General features: G+C 54.4%; 12 protein-coding genes and 7 tRNA genes. 12 read left to right on the top strand and 7 right to left on the bottom strand.

Features of this window, described 5'->3' with window-relative positions:
- Positions 1-40: 40 nt before the first annotated feature.
- The 4 genes from hypD to hypA are packed head-to-tail and all read right to left on the bottom strand — an operon-like array spanning position 41 to position 2,456.
- Positions 41-1,129, bottom strand: a complete 1,089-nt coding sequence (gene hypD, locus MJO47_RS14305) for a hydrogenase formation protein HypD (protein ID WP_253961783.1) — start codon at positions 1,127-1,129, stop codon at positions 41-43.
- Positions 1,129-1,359 (bottom strand): HypC/HybG/HupF family hydrogenase formation chaperone, encoded by a 231-nt coding sequence (locus MJO47_RS14300; protein ID WP_253961782.1) that lies wholly within the window; start codon positions 1,357-1,359, stop codon positions 1,129-1,131. Before MJO47_RS14300 ends, hypD begins: the two co-directional genes overlap by 1 nt.
- 15 nt (positions 1,360-1,374) lie before the next feature.
- Positions 1,375-2,112, bottom strand: a complete 738-nt coding sequence (gene hypB / locus MJO47_RS14295; protein WP_253961781.1) for a hydrogenase nickel incorporation protein HypB — start codon at positions 2,110-2,112, stop codon at positions 1,375-1,377.
- 2 nt (positions 2,113-2,114) lie between these two features.
- Positions 2,115-2,456: a hydrogenase maturation nickel metallochaperone HypA gene (gene hypA, locus MJO47_RS14290; protein ID WP_253961780.1), complete on the bottom strand. Its 342-nt coding sequence runs from the start codon at positions 2,454-2,456 to the stop codon at positions 2,115-2,117.
- 183 nt (positions 2,457-2,639) lie between these two features.
- Between hypA and MJO47_RS14285 the strand changes: the two genes are divergently transcribed.
- The 12 genes from MJO47_RS14285 to MJO47_RS14230 all read left to right on the top strand — a co-directional run bounded on the left by MJO47_RS14285 (position 2,640) and on the right by MJO47_RS14230 (position 9,734).
- A tRNA-Pro gene (locus tag MJO47_RS14285) sits at positions 2,640-2,716 on the top strand.
- A gap of 5 nt (positions 2,717-2,721) precedes the next feature.
- Positions 2,722-2,798: transfer RNA gene (locus tag MJO47_RS14280), tRNA-Arg, on the top strand.
- Between the two features lie 79 nt (positions 2,799-2,877).
- Positions 2,878-2,953: transfer RNA gene (locus tag MJO47_RS14275), tRNA-His, on the top strand.
- A gap of 227 nt (positions 2,954-3,180) precedes the next feature.
- Positions 3,181-3,263: transfer RNA gene (locus MJO47_RS14270), tRNA-Leu, on the top strand.
- 100 nt (positions 3,264-3,363) lie between these two features.
- Entirely contained in the window at positions 3,364-4,689 is a 1,326-nt protein-coding gene (gene tig, locus MJO47_RS14265) for a trigger factor (protein WP_253961779.1), read from the top strand.
- Between the two features lie 5 nt (positions 4,690-4,694).
- Positions 4,695-5,279 carry an ATP-dependent Clp endopeptidase proteolytic subunit ClpP gene (clpP, locus tag MJO47_RS14260; RefSeq protein ID WP_253961778.1) on the top strand — a complete coding sequence of 195 codons (585 nt, stop codon included), beginning with the start codon at positions 4,695-4,697 and terminating at the stop codon, positions 5,277-5,279.
- A gap of 23 nt (positions 5,280-5,302) precedes the next feature.
- Positions 5,303-6,550 carry an ATP-dependent Clp protease ATP-binding subunit ClpX gene (gene clpX / locus MJO47_RS14255; protein ID WP_253961777.1) on the top strand — a complete coding sequence of 416 codons (1,248 nt, stop codon included), beginning with the start codon at positions 5,303-5,305 and terminating at the stop codon, positions 6,548-6,550.
- A gap of 33 nt (positions 6,551-6,583) precedes the next feature.
- Positions 6,584-8,998 (top strand): endopeptidase La, encoded by a 2,415-nt coding sequence (lon, locus tag MJO47_RS14250; protein ID WP_253961776.1) that lies wholly within the window; start codon positions 6,584-6,586, stop codon positions 8,996-8,998.
- Positions 8,999-9,101: 103 nt separating this feature from the next.
- The gene (locus MJO47_RS14245; RefSeq protein ID WP_155875668.1) at positions 9,102-9,374 is read left to right on the top strand and encodes an HU family DNA-binding protein; all 273 of its coding nucleotides are present in this window, start codon (positions 9,102-9,104) and stop codon (positions 9,372-9,374) included.
- A gap of 105 nt (positions 9,375-9,479) precedes the next feature.
- Positions 9,480-9,556, top strand: a tRNA-Asp gene (locus MJO47_RS14240).
- A 7-nt stretch (positions 9,557-9,563) separates the two neighbouring features.
- Positions 9,564-9,639: transfer RNA gene (locus tag MJO47_RS14235), tRNA-Val, on the top strand.
- Between the two features lie 18 nt (positions 9,640-9,657).
- Positions 9,658-9,734 (top strand) — tRNA-Asp (locus MJO47_RS14230).
- A 58-nt stretch (positions 9,735-9,792) separates the two neighbouring features.
- Here the strand turns inward: MJO47_RS14230 and MJO47_RS14225 are convergent.
- From MJO47_RS14225 to dxs, 3 genes are read right to left on the bottom strand one after another with little or no spacing between them, the layout of a single operon-like run.
- Positions 9,793-10,950 (bottom strand): sensor domain-containing diguanylate cyclase, encoded by a 1,158-nt coding sequence (locus tag MJO47_RS14225; RefSeq protein WP_253961775.1) that lies wholly within the window; start codon positions 10,948-10,950, stop codon positions 9,793-9,795.
- Positions 10,950-11,831 carry an HDOD domain-containing protein gene (locus tag MJO47_RS14220; RefSeq protein WP_253961774.1) on the bottom strand — a complete coding sequence of 294 codons (882 nt, stop codon included), beginning with the start codon at positions 11,829-11,831 and terminating at the stop codon, positions 10,950-10,952. Before MJO47_RS14220 ends, MJO47_RS14225 begins: the two co-directional genes overlap by 1 nt.
- A gap of 9 nt (positions 11,832-11,840) precedes the next feature.
- On the bottom strand, positions 11,841-13,748 hold the full coding sequence (gene dxs, locus MJO47_RS14215) for a 1-deoxy-D-xylulose-5-phosphate synthase (protein ID WP_253961773.1): 1,908 nt from the start codon (positions 13,746-13,748) through the stop codon (positions 11,841-11,843).

Here is a 13,748-nt window from a genome sequence, read left to right as displayed (position 1 = left end):
TCCGAGGTCGATGCTGGTCCTTTGGTCGGTCGATTATCCATCAGATCCCGAACCGGTAGGCGGCGGCGCAGGTTCCTTCACTGGAGACCATGCAGGCGCCGACCGGATTTTCCGGGGTGCAGGTGCGGGCGAACAGGGGGCAGTCGCCCGGCTGTATGAGCCCCTTCAGGATGTCGCCACAGCGGCAATCGAGGCTTTCCTGCAACGGGGGGATGGCCACGGGCCAGATTTTTCCCGCGTCAAAGGAAGCAAACTCTTCTCTCAGACGCAACCCGCTGCTGGCGATGGTCCCCAGACCCCGCCATTCGGCATCGCAGGGCTCAAAGACTCTGGCCAGCAAGGCTTGCGCCTGGCGATTGCCTGCCGGTGTGACGAAGCGCTGGTACTGAATGTCGACTTGCGGTCGGTCTTCCAAGATTTGCGTCAGCGCCATATCGATGCCCTGGAGGATGTCGAGGGGTTCGAATCCGGTAATGACACAGGGGATGCGGCGCTCCTCGGCAAGGAACCGGTAGGCTTCGGCGCCGATGATGGTGCTGACATGGGCGGGGCACAAATAGCCATCGACGGTGAGATTAGCCTCGGCCGTCAAGGCCGCCATGGCGGCAGGCATGGTCTTGTGGGCGCAGAGGACGGAAAAATTGTCCATCCTTTCGTCTTGCGCCTTGATCAGCGTGGCGGCGACGGTTGGTGCGGTGGTCTCGAAGCCGATCCCGAGAAAGACAATGTGCTTCTGTGGATTTCGGCGTGCCAAGGTCAGAGCGTCAAGAGGCGAATAGACAATCTGGATGTGGGCGCCAAGGGCCTGCTCGCGCAGAAGACTGCTGGCGGAGCCGGGCACCCGGACCATGTCGCCGAAGGTGGCAATGAGGATATCCTTTTGCTGCGCCAGGGCAATAGCGTGATCGAGGGTCGATACGGGGGTGACGCAAACGGGGCAGCCGGGGCCGGAGACGAGGCGCAGGGCGGGGGGGAGAAGGTCGCGGATGCCGTGCTGATAGATGGACATGGTGTGCGTACCGCAGACCTCCATCAGGGTGATGGAGGTCGGGTAGGTGGCCAGGCGTTTTTGCAGCCGGTCCGCATAGCCGCGGGCGATTTCGGGATTCTGGTAGTCGCCGTCGGGCATCAGGGCGGGCCCTCTCCCTGGTCGAGCACGGCCCGAAAGGCCGCCAGGGTTTCTTCGGCCTGGACGGGGTCGAGGCGGGCGATGGCAAAGCCGGCGTGGATGAGGACGAAATCACCGATGGCGACATCTTCGATCATCATCAGGCTGGCGTCGCGCTGTACCCCATCAACTTCGCAACGGGCGACATCTCCGTCAATAGCGATGATCTGCATGGGCACGCCAAGGCACATGGTGTTCTCCTCAGGTTAGGTCGCTTTCAGTCTTTTCTGGTTGGCCTGCTGGGTCAGCCAGGCGAACCACTCATCCAGGCCTTCACCCGTCAGGCAGGAAAGCTCGATGATGCGCATGTCGGGATTGATCTGGCGGGCATAGCTCAGGCAGCGCTGCAGATCGAAAGGGAGATAGGGGAGAAGATCTGTTTTGTTGATGAGCATCAGGGTGGCGGCCCGGAACATGTGAGGATATTTGAGAGGCTTGTCTTCACCCTCGGTCACCGATAGCACGACGACCTTGTGATCTTCCCCAAGATCGAAGGGGGCCGGGCAGACCAGATTGCCCACGTTCTCGATCATCAGGATGTCTAACTGGTTAAGATGGAAGTGGTCCAGTCCGTGGCCGACCATATGGGCGTCAAGGTGGCAGCCGGTGCCGGTATTGATCTGGTGCACAGGGACTCCCGTGGCGGCAATGCGATCGGCGTCGTTGGAGGTCTGCTGGTCTCCCTCCAGTACTGCGAAACGCAGCTCGCTTTTAAGTTGCTGCAGGGTGCGCTCCAACAGGGTCGTTTTTCCCGAACCGGGTGAGCTGACCAGATTCAGGGTGAAAACACCCTGTTGCGCCAATCTCTGACGGTTGCTATCGGCCAGGCGGTTGTTTTTGGCTAGAAGATCCTCTCCGATGCGGATGGTGCGAGAATCCGTCTCATGCTGATGTTCATGGCTATGGCTGTGCGGTGAAGACCCGCACCCACAATCGATGCACATGATTATTCGATCTCCATTTCCTGAATGTTCAACTCGTTGCCGGTCAGGGTTTCGAGGGTGAGACTGCCGCAGTGTGGACAGCTGACGGTCAGAATGTCCAGGGGAATATCCGCCCGGCATTGCAGACAGCGCCCTTGGCCCGGGATATGGTCAATGATCAGTCGCGAATGTTCGAGGAGGGTGTTTTTACTGCAGGCCTCAAAGCAGAATTCCACCGCGTCGGGCATGACCCCCGAAAGAGCGCCGATGGCTACCCTGACCTGCAGCACCTTTTGCGCCCCCTGCTCGAGGGCATGGGCTTGGGCAATGTCGACGATGCTTTGGGTGATCCCAAGCTCATGCATGGCCACTCCCTGACAGGAAGGATGAAAAACGGTCTGTCCTCGACTATAGGGGGTGTCCTGGGGAAAATCAAGAACCGGCAGGGATAAATTCCTTAGAGACTGATTTTTGGCGTGGACGGCGTAGGGTTTTGTATTTTTTCTCTTGAAGTAGCGAGGTACTTGTGTTAGTAATCTGCCTCTTGTCGGGGTGTAGCGCAGCCTGGTAGCGCACCTGCCTTGGGAGCAGGGGGTCGGAGGTTCGAATCCTCTCGCCCCGACCAGTTTTGCGCCAGTAGCTCAGTTGGATAGAGCAACGGCCTTCTAAGCCGTGGGCCGGGGGTTCGAATCCTCCCTGGCGCGCCAATTTGAATCTGGCCGGGAAAGACGAAAGTTTCCCGTTGACAAGCTGATCGTCGTTTGGCTAGTATGTGCAGGTTTTCTGGTGGGTGTAGCTCAGTTGGTAGAGCACTGGATTGTGGCTCCAGTTGTCGAGGGTTCGATCCCCTTCACTCACCCCATTTATTATCTCTGGCCCGCCTTTAAGCTCAACCTGTCGAGTGCTCTACTTCTGGCAGGTAGGCTGGAATAAAGGCCGGGCTTTTTCATTTGCTATCCGGGCGGACGATGTTTTTTCGCGCTCCGTCCTGCGGATTACCGACCGAAAAGCCTGCTTCAGCGCTCGTTTTGTCGCAGTTTTTTCCGGCGTATCCCTAAAGAATTGATGGCTCCTCTGTTTACGATTTATGCGAGAGTGGCGGAACTGGCAGACGCACTGGACTTAGGATCCAGCGGGCAACCGTGGGGGTTCGACTCCCCCCTCTCGCACCATCTTATATCCCCTTTCGACACGTAATATTCACTGGTTCCTGCGGCACACGGACGAGACAAGCCGTGTTCGTCGCCAAAATTCATTTCGGGTGAGGTAGACATGAATGCGAAAATAGAAGATATCAGCAGCGTCAAGAAAAAGATCTCTTTTGAGGTTCCTGCGGAAAAAGTTAACGAGGAAATCGAGAAGGCTTATAAGAAAATCGCCAAATCCGCCAAGATTAAAGGTTTTCGGGCCGGCAAGGTGCCCCAAGCTATTCTTGAAAAGACCTACGCTCCCCAGATGGAGGAGCAGGTTCTCAATCGCCTTATCAATGACTCCTATTTCAAGGCGCTGGTTGAGCATCGTATTCCTGCCATCTCCGATCCTGAAATCGTGGACAGCAGCGCCATTGAAAAGGGGCAGCCTTTTACCTATGAAGCCCACGTAGAGGTGAAACCGGAGGTGGAAGTCAAAGATTACACCGGCCTCACCCTGCAGAAAGAGCGCCTGGAGGCTGGTGATGAGGTCATTGAAGAACGTCTTGAGGAGATGCGCGCCGGCCGGGCCGAAAAAGAGGTGACCAGCCGTAAAAAAGCCCGCACGGGCGATTTTGTGACCATTGACTTTGAAGGCTTTCTTAACGGTGTTCCCTTTGCCGGTGGAAAAGGGGAGGATTACGAGCTGGAGCTGGGGTCGGGAACTTTTATCCCCGGATTTGAAGAGCAGGTCGAGGGGATGAAGCGCGACGAGGAAAAAGAGATTTCCGTCACTTTCCCCGAGGAGTACGGCAATAAGGAACTCGCTGGTCAGCCTGTTGTGTTCAAGGTATCCGTCAAGGAGATCAAAGAAAAAGTGTTGCCCGCGCTGGACGATGAATTCGCCAAAGGCTTTGGGCTGGAGTCGCTGGACGAGCTCAAGTCCAAGCTGAAAGAGGCCCACGTTTCGCAGGAGACCAACCGCATTGATGGTGATCTTCGCGAGCGCTTGATGACGGCCTTGATAGAGCGTAACTCCGTTGAAGTCCCCGAGGCCATGGTGCAGTCCCAGCTTCAGTACATGCTGAAAAATATCACCAACCGCCTTCAGTCCCAGGGCATGAGCCTCGAAATGATGGGAATGAACGAGTCCTCTTTCAATGCCATGTACCGTGAGACTGCCGTCAAGCAGGTGCAAGGCAGCCTGATCCTCGAAGGCGTCGCTCGCCAGGAGGACTTGAAGGTTGAAGAGGGTGAGATTGATGGTAAGCTCGAACAAATTGCCGCCATGTCCAACGCCCCTCTTGAGGCCGTCAAAAAATATTATGCCGCCGACGAGGCTCGTCAGGGATTGATGGCCCAGATCGCCGAAGAGAAGGCCGTCGAGTTCCTGCTTGAGAAGTCGACAGTTAACGAAGTGGACAAAGCCGAACTGGCTGGTCAGGATCAGGAAGCTGGCAAGGAGTAAACAGGATGAGCCTTATCCCCATGGTAGTTGAGCAGACGGGTCGGGGCGAACGCGCCTACGATATCTATTCCCGTCTGCTGAAGGATCGTATTATTTTTCTGGGTGGTCAGATTGAAGACCACATGGCTAATCTGATCATCGCCCAACTGCTCTTCCTTGAATCCGAGGACCCGGAGAAAGAGATTTTTCTTTATATCAACTCCCCGGGTGGGGTGGTGACGGCCGGCATGGCCATCTATGATACCATGCAGTATGTCAAGGCGCCTGTTTCCACCATCTGTGTCGGTCAGGCTGCCAGTATGGGTGCGGTGCTTCTTGCCGCCGGGGAAAAGGGTAAGCGTTATGCTCTACCCCATGCCCGTATCATGATTCATCAGCCTTTGGGCGGATTCCAGGGGCAAGCTACGGACATCCACATTCACGCCCAGGAAATTCTGCGCATGAAAGATACTCTCAATGAACTGCTGGCCCGGCACGCGGGACAGAAAATCGAGCGGGTAACCGCCGACACGGAGAGGGATTTCTTCATGGGTAGCGAAGCCGCTAAAGAGTATGGTATTATCGACGACATCGTTAAACGCAAAACCTGACTTTTTAGCGCGGAGGATTATTAGTGACTCACGAACATGGTGGAAATGGGCAGCTCAGCTGTTCGTTTTGCGGCAAGGCCCAGGATGAAGTCAAGAAGCTCATTGCCGGGCCAGCGGTATATATCTGTGATGAATGCATCGAGTTGTGCCGCGACATCATTGCCGAAGAAGCCAAGCTGGACGAATCGACAAGCGGAGCCGAGCGACTGCCCCGGCCCAGCGAGATCAAGGATATACTGGACGACTACGTCATCGGCCAGGAGCGGGCCAAAAAAATCCTGGCTGTGGCCGTTTACAACCACTATAAGCGTGTGGAATGTTTCGGCAAGACCGGTGATGTTGAGGTCCAGAAAAGCAATATTCTGCTTCTTGGTCCTACCGGTAGTGGCAAGACCCTTCTGGCCCAGACGCTCGCCAAGGTTCTCAATGTCCCCTTTGCCATCGCCGATGCGACGAATCTCACGGAAGCCGGTTATGTCGGTGAGGATGTGGAAAACATTATTCTCAACCTCCTGCAGGCTGCCGACTACGACCTGGAAAAAGCGCAACGGGGTATCATCTACATCGACGAAATTGACAAGATTGCACGCAAGTCCGATTCACCCTCCATCACGCGGGATGTCTCTGGCGAAGGCGTGCAGCAGGCCCTGCTCAAGATTATCGAAGGGACCATGGCCAGCGTGCCTCCCAAAGGGGGGCGTAAGCATCCGCAGCAGGAATTTCTCAAGGTGGATACGACTAATATCCTCTTTATCTGCGGCGGCGCTTTCTCCGGTCTCGACTCGATTGTCGCCCAGCGGATAGGGGCCAAAACGATGGGGTTCGGCGCGCAGGTGCGTAACCGCAAAGAAGAAAACCTGGGCGAGCTGCTGGCCCAGATTGAGCCTAGCGACCTGCTGAAATTCGGTCTCATTCCCGAGTTTATTGGTCGACTGCCCGTGGTGGCCACCCTCAATGAGCTTGATGAAGAATCCCTGATTCAGATTCTCAAGGAGCCCAAAAACGCCCTGGTGAAGCAATATCAGAAACTTTTTGAAATGGAAAAGGTTAATCTGAAATTTACCGATGGGGCTCTGGTGGCTGTTGCCCGTGAAGCGATCAAGCGCAAAACAGGCGCCCGGGGGTTGCGTTCCATTCTGGAAAACGCCATGCTCGACGTCATGTATGATATCCCGGCCCAGGACCGCGCTAAAGAAGTGGTTATCAATGAGGATGTCATTCAGAATAAAGCCAAGCCGATCATTCTTTATGAATGTGCCGAATCCGCCTGAGAAGGGCTCGGACTATAATCACGATGAGCTACTATGACTGATTTTAAGGAGCATCCCAGGAACGTAGATGAAGCTTCCGAGCTTTATCCTCTGCTTCCTCTGCGGGATATCGTCATCTTTCCTCACATGGTCACGCCGCTCTTTGTGGGCCGGGCCCGGTCCATTCGTGCGCTTGAGGGCGCGATGGAGAAGGACAAGATGGTTTTTCTGGCGACCCAGAAAGACCCCAAGATCGACGAACCCGAAGAGGCAGACATCTATGCCGTGGGGACTCTCGGCCAGGTAGTTCAGCTTCTCAAGCTTCCCGATGGTACGGTCAAGGTGCTCATCGAAGGCAAGCAAAGAGGACACATCACGCGTTTTTTGGAGCAGGAGGACTGCTTTTTTGTCGAGGCGGATATCCTCTCCGATCAGGAGGCCGACTCTCCCGAAGTTGAGGCTTTGCTGCGAAGCGTTAAAGACACCTTCGAGAACTATGTCAATCTGAGTAAGAAAGTTCCACCCGAATTGGTGGCCTCCATCGCCGGACTGTCCGAGGCGGGACGTCTCGCCGATACGGTTATTGCACACCTCAACGTGCGTATTGTCGACAAACAGGATATCCTTTCGGTCGTTGACGCCCGACAGCGCTTGGAAGCCCTTCTCGCTCTCATGGAGCGCGAAGTTGAAATTCTGCAGATTGAGAAAAAGATCCGCAGCCGCGTCAAAAGCCAGATGGAGCGGAGTCAGAAGGAGTATTATCTCAACGAGCAGATGCGGGCCATTCAGAAAGAGCTCGGAGAAAAAGACGAGTTCAAGCAGGAAAACCGCGAACTCGAAGAAAAGATTCATAAAAAGCGCATGTCCAAGGAAGCCACCGACAAAGCTTTGGCTGAATTGCGCAAACTTAAAATGATGTCCCCCATGTCGGCCGAAGCCACCGTGGTGCGCAACTATATCGAGTGGCTGGTATCCTTGCCCTGGAAAAAAGGGACGAAGGATCGGCTGGATCTGGGTTTTGCTGAGAGCATTCTCGAGGCCGATCATTACGGGCTGGACAAGGTCAAGGAGAGAATCGTTGAATATCTGGCGGTTCAGGCTCTGGTCAAAAAGATCAAAGGGCCGATTCTTTGTCTGGTAGGGCCGCCGGGCGTGGGCAAAACGTCCCTGGGGCGTTCTGTCGCAAAGGCCCTGGGGCGAAAATTCGTGCGCATCTCCCTTGGCGGCTTGCGTGACGAAGCCGAAATCCGCGGACATCGCCGCACCTACATTGGCGCTATGCCCGGAAAAATCATCCAGGGATTACGCAAGGCGGGCGTGAAAAACCCTGTCTTTCTCCTGGATGAAATTGACAAGATGAGCGCCGATTTCAGAGGCGACCCCTCTTCTGCTCTCCTTGAGGTGCTCGACCCTGAGCAGAACAACACCTTTGGCGATCATTTTCTTGACGTGGATTACGATCTTTCCACCGTCCTCTTTATTGCCACGGCCAATACCCTGCACGCCATCCCGCGCCCCCTGCAGGACCGCATGGAAGTCATCCGGATTGAAGGCTACACAGAGGAAGAGAAGCTGCATATCGCGCGTCAGCACCTGCTGAGAAAACAGCTGGAGTCCCATGGTCTTACCGAGGAGCAGGTCAGTTTCTCCGATACGGCCCTCTACGAAATTATCCGACGCTACACCCGGGAGGCTGGTGTCCGAAACCTGGAAAGAGAAATTGCCAATATCTGTCGTAAGGTCGCCCGCGAGGTCGTTCGTTCCAAAGACAAGAAGAAGCGCTTCAATATAGGCGCACAGCAGGTCAAAAAATACCTGGGGGTGCAGCGATTCAATTATGGCGTCAAAGAAGAGCGTGATGCGGTTGGATTGGTTTCCGGCCTGGCCTGGACAGAAGTAGGTGGAGAACTACTTACCATCGAGGTCAGTGTGATCCCCGGGCAGGGAAAGCTGACCATTACCGGCAAGCTTGGCGACGTCATGCGCGAATCGGCCCAGGCCGCCGTTAGCTATGTACGCTCCCGTTGGAGTGAGCTTGGGCTTGATAAGGATTTTTATCCTAAGGTGGATATCCATATCCACGTACCCGAGGGGGCCATCCCCAAAGACGGTCCTTCCGCAGGGATAACCATGGCGACAGCCCTAGCATCGGCTCTTACCGGTCGCCCTGTCAACAGGAGCCTGGCCATGACGGGTGAAATTACACTCCGGGGAAGAGTGTTGCCCATTGGGGGATTAAAGGAAAAACTTCTGGCCGCAAAACGTGCCGGCATTGAGAAGGTTCTTATCCCCAAGGATAACGAAAAAAATCTGGAAGAGGTGCCACCGACAATTCTTAAATCATTGGAAGTCGTGCCTGTGGCCCATATGGATGAAGTCGTTTCAGAAGCTCTTTCGGGGCTGCCCATCAAGGCCGAAGAAGGGGATGAAAGCTACGTTTCAGCCCCTGAAGAACCGGTGCGGCACTAAGCCAAAATGCCCGAAATAATCTCTTGACACTGTTTTCCTAAGTCTGATATATATTACGCGATTTCAGCGGGGCTTTGTTAAAACTTAAACTTGGAGGTATGTTGTGACGAAAGCTGATCTTGTAAATGCGATGGCCGAAAAGGCAGGACTGAGCAAAGCTGATGCCGAAAAGGCACTCAAAGCCTTTACCGATGCAGTGACCGATGCGCTCAAGGCCGGAGAGAAAGTGGCCCTGGTCGGCTTTGGAACCTTCAGTGTGGGTGAACGCGCTGCTCGTACTGGGCAAAACCCCCAGACTGGCGCAAAAATCCAGATTGCTGCCGCCAAAATGCCTAAATTCAAGGCTGGCAAGGCTCTTAAAGATTCCGTAAACTAATTTGGTTTCATACAAGACTAAGCAGCAAGTAGGAAACAAAAAATAGCGCTTTAAACGCCACTTTTCTCCTCACTGCTATTTATTGTTTCCTATTTCTGTCTTTGCGGGGCTGTAGTAGAGTCGGTTACAACGCCGGCCTGTCACGCCGGAGGTCGCGGGTTCAAGTCCCGTCAGCCCCGCCATTTATTCGGGCGAATAGCTCAGTTGGGAGAGCATCGGCCTTACAAGCCGAGGGTCACAGGTTCGAGCCCTGTTTCGCCCACCAGATTTAAAGACAACCATTGGGGCTGTAGTAGAGTCGGTTACAACGCCGGCCTGTCACGCCGGAGGTCGCGGGTTCAAGTCCCGTCAGCCCCGCCATAAAAAAAAGACGCCTTTTTAAAGGGCGTCTTTTTTTATTTTGAATGTGGCGTAGTCTCTAGGGCAAATCTGCCTTAGCCTCGCAGAGACGGTTGCCACCCTGGTGCTTGGCGGAATACATGGCGAAATCAGCCTGGGTAAAGAGTAGATCGATCATGTAATCAGCCTCTCTTCCCTTCTTGCAGTCCAGTTCCTCTTCCTTAAGCGAAACCAGCCCTAGGCTGGCAGTCATGGTAAATGATTCCCCATTGGCATGAAAAGGAACCTTGGCAATGGTTTCCAGGAGGCGTTGTGCCAAGAGTCTAGCTCCTTCTTGGTCAGTTTCAGGCAGAATAATCGCGAATTCTTCGCCGCCAACCCTGGCCAGCAGGTCTGTTTCTCGCAACAGATGAAGAAGTTTCTGGCTGATGCCCTGTAGCACCTGGTCGCCAACCTTGTGCCCATAACGGTCGTTTACGCTTTTAAAACGATCCAGATCCAGCAGCAAAAGGGAAAAGGGGTGACCGTAGCGGATTGCTCGATTGAGAATATTTTTCCCTTCCAGAAAGAAAAAACGACGATTGTAGAGTTCCGTCAGTTCGTCAACGAGTGAGAGCTTTTTGTAGTGGGATTTTAGCTCGGTGGTCTCTTCCAGAAGATTTTCCAGTTCCTGAGTGCGTGCTTTTACCTGGTTGTTCATGTTGTTGAGCAGGCGGTGTGTCGTGATGAGTTGTCCTACAAAGGAGGCAAATAAAGGCAATAAACGGATATGCCATTCATTGAAGAAGGTCGGTTGAGGATGAGAAAGGGCAATAACCCCAAGTTTTTCCTGGCCAGAGAGGATCGGGGTACACATCAGAGAAAATTCCTGAGATGATCCAAACTCTTTGGTCGATGTATTCTCAATCTGGCCTGATTCCATCGTGCGTTTCAGCAATTCCTGATTTAGAACTGGCTTTTTGACAGCGAGATCCATTTTGGCGGCGTGAGGCATAAGCTCAGACCAGGCACAAGAAGCCGCTTCTGTCAATTGTCCCCGCTCTTCAAGGAAAATAGAGCCAAAGGCAACACCGAAGTGATCGATGAGTGTCTCTAGGGCGGGTTTGAGCCATTGGTCTTGATCGACTACTTCAGGTCTAATTTTGCTGAGATCCTGCAGTGTGGAAAGGGCCGCGAGCATTTGATCGAAGTGTGCTGCCATATTATTCAGCGCATACGCCAGAGAAGCTTGCTTCATTATTTACCCCCTGCCAGAAGTTCGGCCATTGCGGCAAGTTCCTCCCGTTTTGATGAGAGGGCTGAGAGTTGTTTTTCAACGTCTTGTCGTTTCAAGGGTAGTCTGGCCGGTAAACTGTCAGGCAATTCGAGGCTTTTTTCTGGCGAATGGAGATGCCCAGCCAGACGACAGCACAGCCCAGTCAGTAACACCAGTTCCTGGTGGGGGCCATGGTAGAAGGGGTCGTCGTGGAAAGATATGGCTCTGACCAGGTTGTCGGGAAGTCCCCAGCGTCTTGCCAGCCAACCGCCGACAATCAGGTGGTCAATGCCAAGAAGTTCGCGGGTTTTTGTTCGTAGCGAACCTTCCGTTTGGTCAGCAAAAATCTTCTCGAGTTGATCGGGAAATGTGTTGACCAGGGCGAGAATACCAAAGTTATGCAGGAGCCCTGCCGTGTAGGCAATTCCGGCGTTTGGACTATTTATACCGGACAGATGCGGGGCCAGGCCTTGTGCTATGGAGGCACAGGCCGAGGACCTGAACCAGTGGCGTTTCTGATCGAACCCGGGGCATGTCTTTTGAAAGGTCCGGCCCACGGCCATGGCGAGCATCAGACTTTTCGTCAAGGAAAGTCCAAGGACGCGGATGATCGCCTCTTTGGGCGTTTCAATGTGTCGACGATGCCCGTAATAGACGGAGTTGGCATAACGCAGAATGCGCATGGTGATTTCGGGACTTTTTTCAATAATCTCGACGACGCGGTCCAATTCTACCTGATCGTCGCTGGTAATGGCAAAAATCTCCGCTGCCAACCCGGTCGGGGCTGGCATCTCCTGCAAATAGAGAAGTCGTTCTTTCGCAATGGCAGAAAGATCGGATTGATTGTTCTGATTCGTGAACAAGGTAGCCCCCTAATTATTCTCTGCAGAATGAACGGTGGTGGCCGGTGTGCCGAAATACTCGAGTACCGTTTGAGATATCCCTTTGGCATCCAGGCCGTAAAGGCTGCGTAATTCCGCCTGGCTACCCTGTTCAATAAATTTGTCCGGCAGGCCGAGGCGAAGAACACGGGCGGTGATGCCTTCATCGGCCAGCAGTTCGAGTACGGCGCTGCCAAATCCACCCTGCAGTACGTTTTCTTCCAAGGTGATGACAAGGCCGGTGCGGATGGCTTCACTGGTCAGCAGTTCCTGGTCCAGGGGCTTGATGAATCTGGCATCAACGACCGCCAGGCTTATTTCGTGCGCCAGTAAGGTTTCAGCAGCCTTGAGGGCCTCCTCGACCATGACCCCTGCGGCAAAAATGACGCCATCGGCGCCGTCGCACAATTTTTCACCTCGGCCGATGGGCAATGGTTCGATTGATGCTGCTGGCTCCAATCCCAGACCGTTGCCGCGGGGATAGCGGTAGGCGAACGGCCCCTCGTGCAAGAGGGCCGTTTTCATGATACGGCGCAACTCATTTTCGTCTCTGGGCGCGGCAATGGTGAGGTTGGGCAGATTACGCAGATAGGAAAGATCAAAAACGCCATGATGAGTCGGACCATCGGCGCCGACGAGACCACCACGGTCAAGAGCAAAGGTGACGGGCAGATTCTGCAGGCAGACGTCGTGGAGGACATTGTCGTAGGCGCGCTGGAGGAAGGTTGAATACAGGGCGACTACCGGGCGCAGCCCTTTACAGGCCTGGCCGGCGGCAAAGGTGACAGCGTGCTGTTCAGCTATGCCGACATCATAGAAGCGTTCGGGAAAACGCTCGGCAAACTCTTTGAGCCCTGTTCCCTCAAGCATGGCGGCGGTAATGGCGGTGATGCGAGGATCGGCCTGGGCCAGTTCGGCAAGATACTGTCCGAAAACGGCCGTGTAGCTCTTGGCGCCGGACTTGTCAGACGCTATGGCGCCGGTTTCCCGGTCAAAGGGACCGACGCCGTGAAAGAGTGCTGGATTCGTTTCGGCTGGTGGGTAGCCTTTGCCTTTGCGGGTGAGGACATGCACCACGATCGGTCCTTTCATCCTGGAGACGTTCTGAAAAGTTTCAAGAAGGTCCTCAAGTTGATGGCCATCTATCGGCCCGAAATAATCGAAGCCAAAGGCTTCAAAAAGCATCCCCGGGGTGAGAAAGCCTTTGAGGGATTCTTCGGCGCGGCGGGCCAGGTTCAACAGATCTTTGCCAAATCGCGGCACATGATTCAGGGCGTTCTCGGTCTCTTTTTTAAACCGGAGGAAAAACTCGGAGGTCATTTTCCGGCTGAGGAAAGAGGAAAGGGCGCCGACATTGGGCGATATGGACATCTCGTTGTCGTTAATCACCACGATGAGATTTTTCTTGAGATGCCCGGCCTGGTTCATTCCTTCAAACGCCAGTCCGGCAGTCAGGGAACCGTCCCCGATGACGGCGACGACCTTTTCATCGTCTTTTTTCAGGTCGCGTGCGGCTGCCATGCCGAGTGCGGCCGAGATGGAGGTGCTCGAATGGCCAACATCGAAGCAGTCATGGGGACTTTCAGAACGTTTTGGAAAACCGCTGATGCCGTTGAGCTGACGTAAGGTCGCAAAACGATCAAGGCGCCCGGTCAACAGCTTGTGAGCGTAAGCCTGATGCCCCACGTCCCAGAGGATATTGTTGTCCGGCGTGGTAAAAACTCTCTGCAAGGCGATGGTCAGTTCGACGACACCCAGGGAACTGGCCAGGTGCCCACCGGTTTGAGAGACCGTGCCGATAATCTCCTCCCGGATTTCCTGGGCCAGGGTTGCCAACTCCGTGAGAGAGAGGTCTTTCAATTCAGCGGGAGATTCCAGTCTTTCCAGAATGCGACTCAT

Origin of the sequence: Desulfuromonas sp. KJ2020 (assembly GCF_024197615.1) — a bacterium.
GTDB lineage: Bacteria > Desulfobacterota > Desulfuromonadia > Desulfuromonadales > SZUA-540 > SZUA-540.
Note: the sequence above shows the minus strand (reverse complement) of the source record. Positions and strands in the feature narration are given on the sequence as shown.

Excerpts from the sequence above, each read along its gene's own strand:
- hypA (WP_253961780.1), bottom strand. The coding sequence starts at position 2,456 with ATGCATGAGCTTGGGATCACCCAAAGCATCGTCGACATTGCCCAAGCC.
- lon (WP_253961776.1), top strand. The coding sequence starts at position 6,584 with ATGACTGATTTTAAGGAGCATCCCAGGAACGTAGATGAAGCTTCCGAG.
- hypD (WP_253961783.1), bottom strand. The coding sequence starts at position 1,129 with ATGCCCGACGGCGACTACCAGAATCCCGAAATCGCCCGCGGCTATGCG.
- dxs (WP_253961773.1), bottom strand. The coding sequence starts at position 13,748 with ATGAGTCGCATTCTGGAAAGACTGGAATCTCCCGCTGAATTGAAAGAC.
- clpP (WP_253961778.1), top strand. The coding sequence starts at position 4,695 with ATGAGCCTTATCCCCATGGTAGTTGAGCAGACGGGTCGGGGCGAACGC.
- hypB (WP_253961781.1), bottom strand. The coding sequence starts at position 2,112 with ATGTGCATCGATTGTGGGTGCGGGTCTTCACCGCACAGCCATAGCCAT.
- MJO47_RS14300 (WP_253961782.1), bottom strand. The coding sequence starts at position 1,359 with ATGTGCCTTGGCGTGCCCATGCAGATCATCGCTATTGACGGAGATGTC.
- tig (WP_253961779.1), top strand. The coding sequence starts at position 3,364 with ATGAATGCGAAAATAGAAGATATCAGCAGCGTCAAGAAAAAGATCTCT.
- MJO47_RS14225 (WP_253961775.1), bottom strand. The coding sequence starts at position 10,950 with ATGAAGCAAGCTTCTCTGGCGTATGCGCTGAATAATATGGCAGCACAC.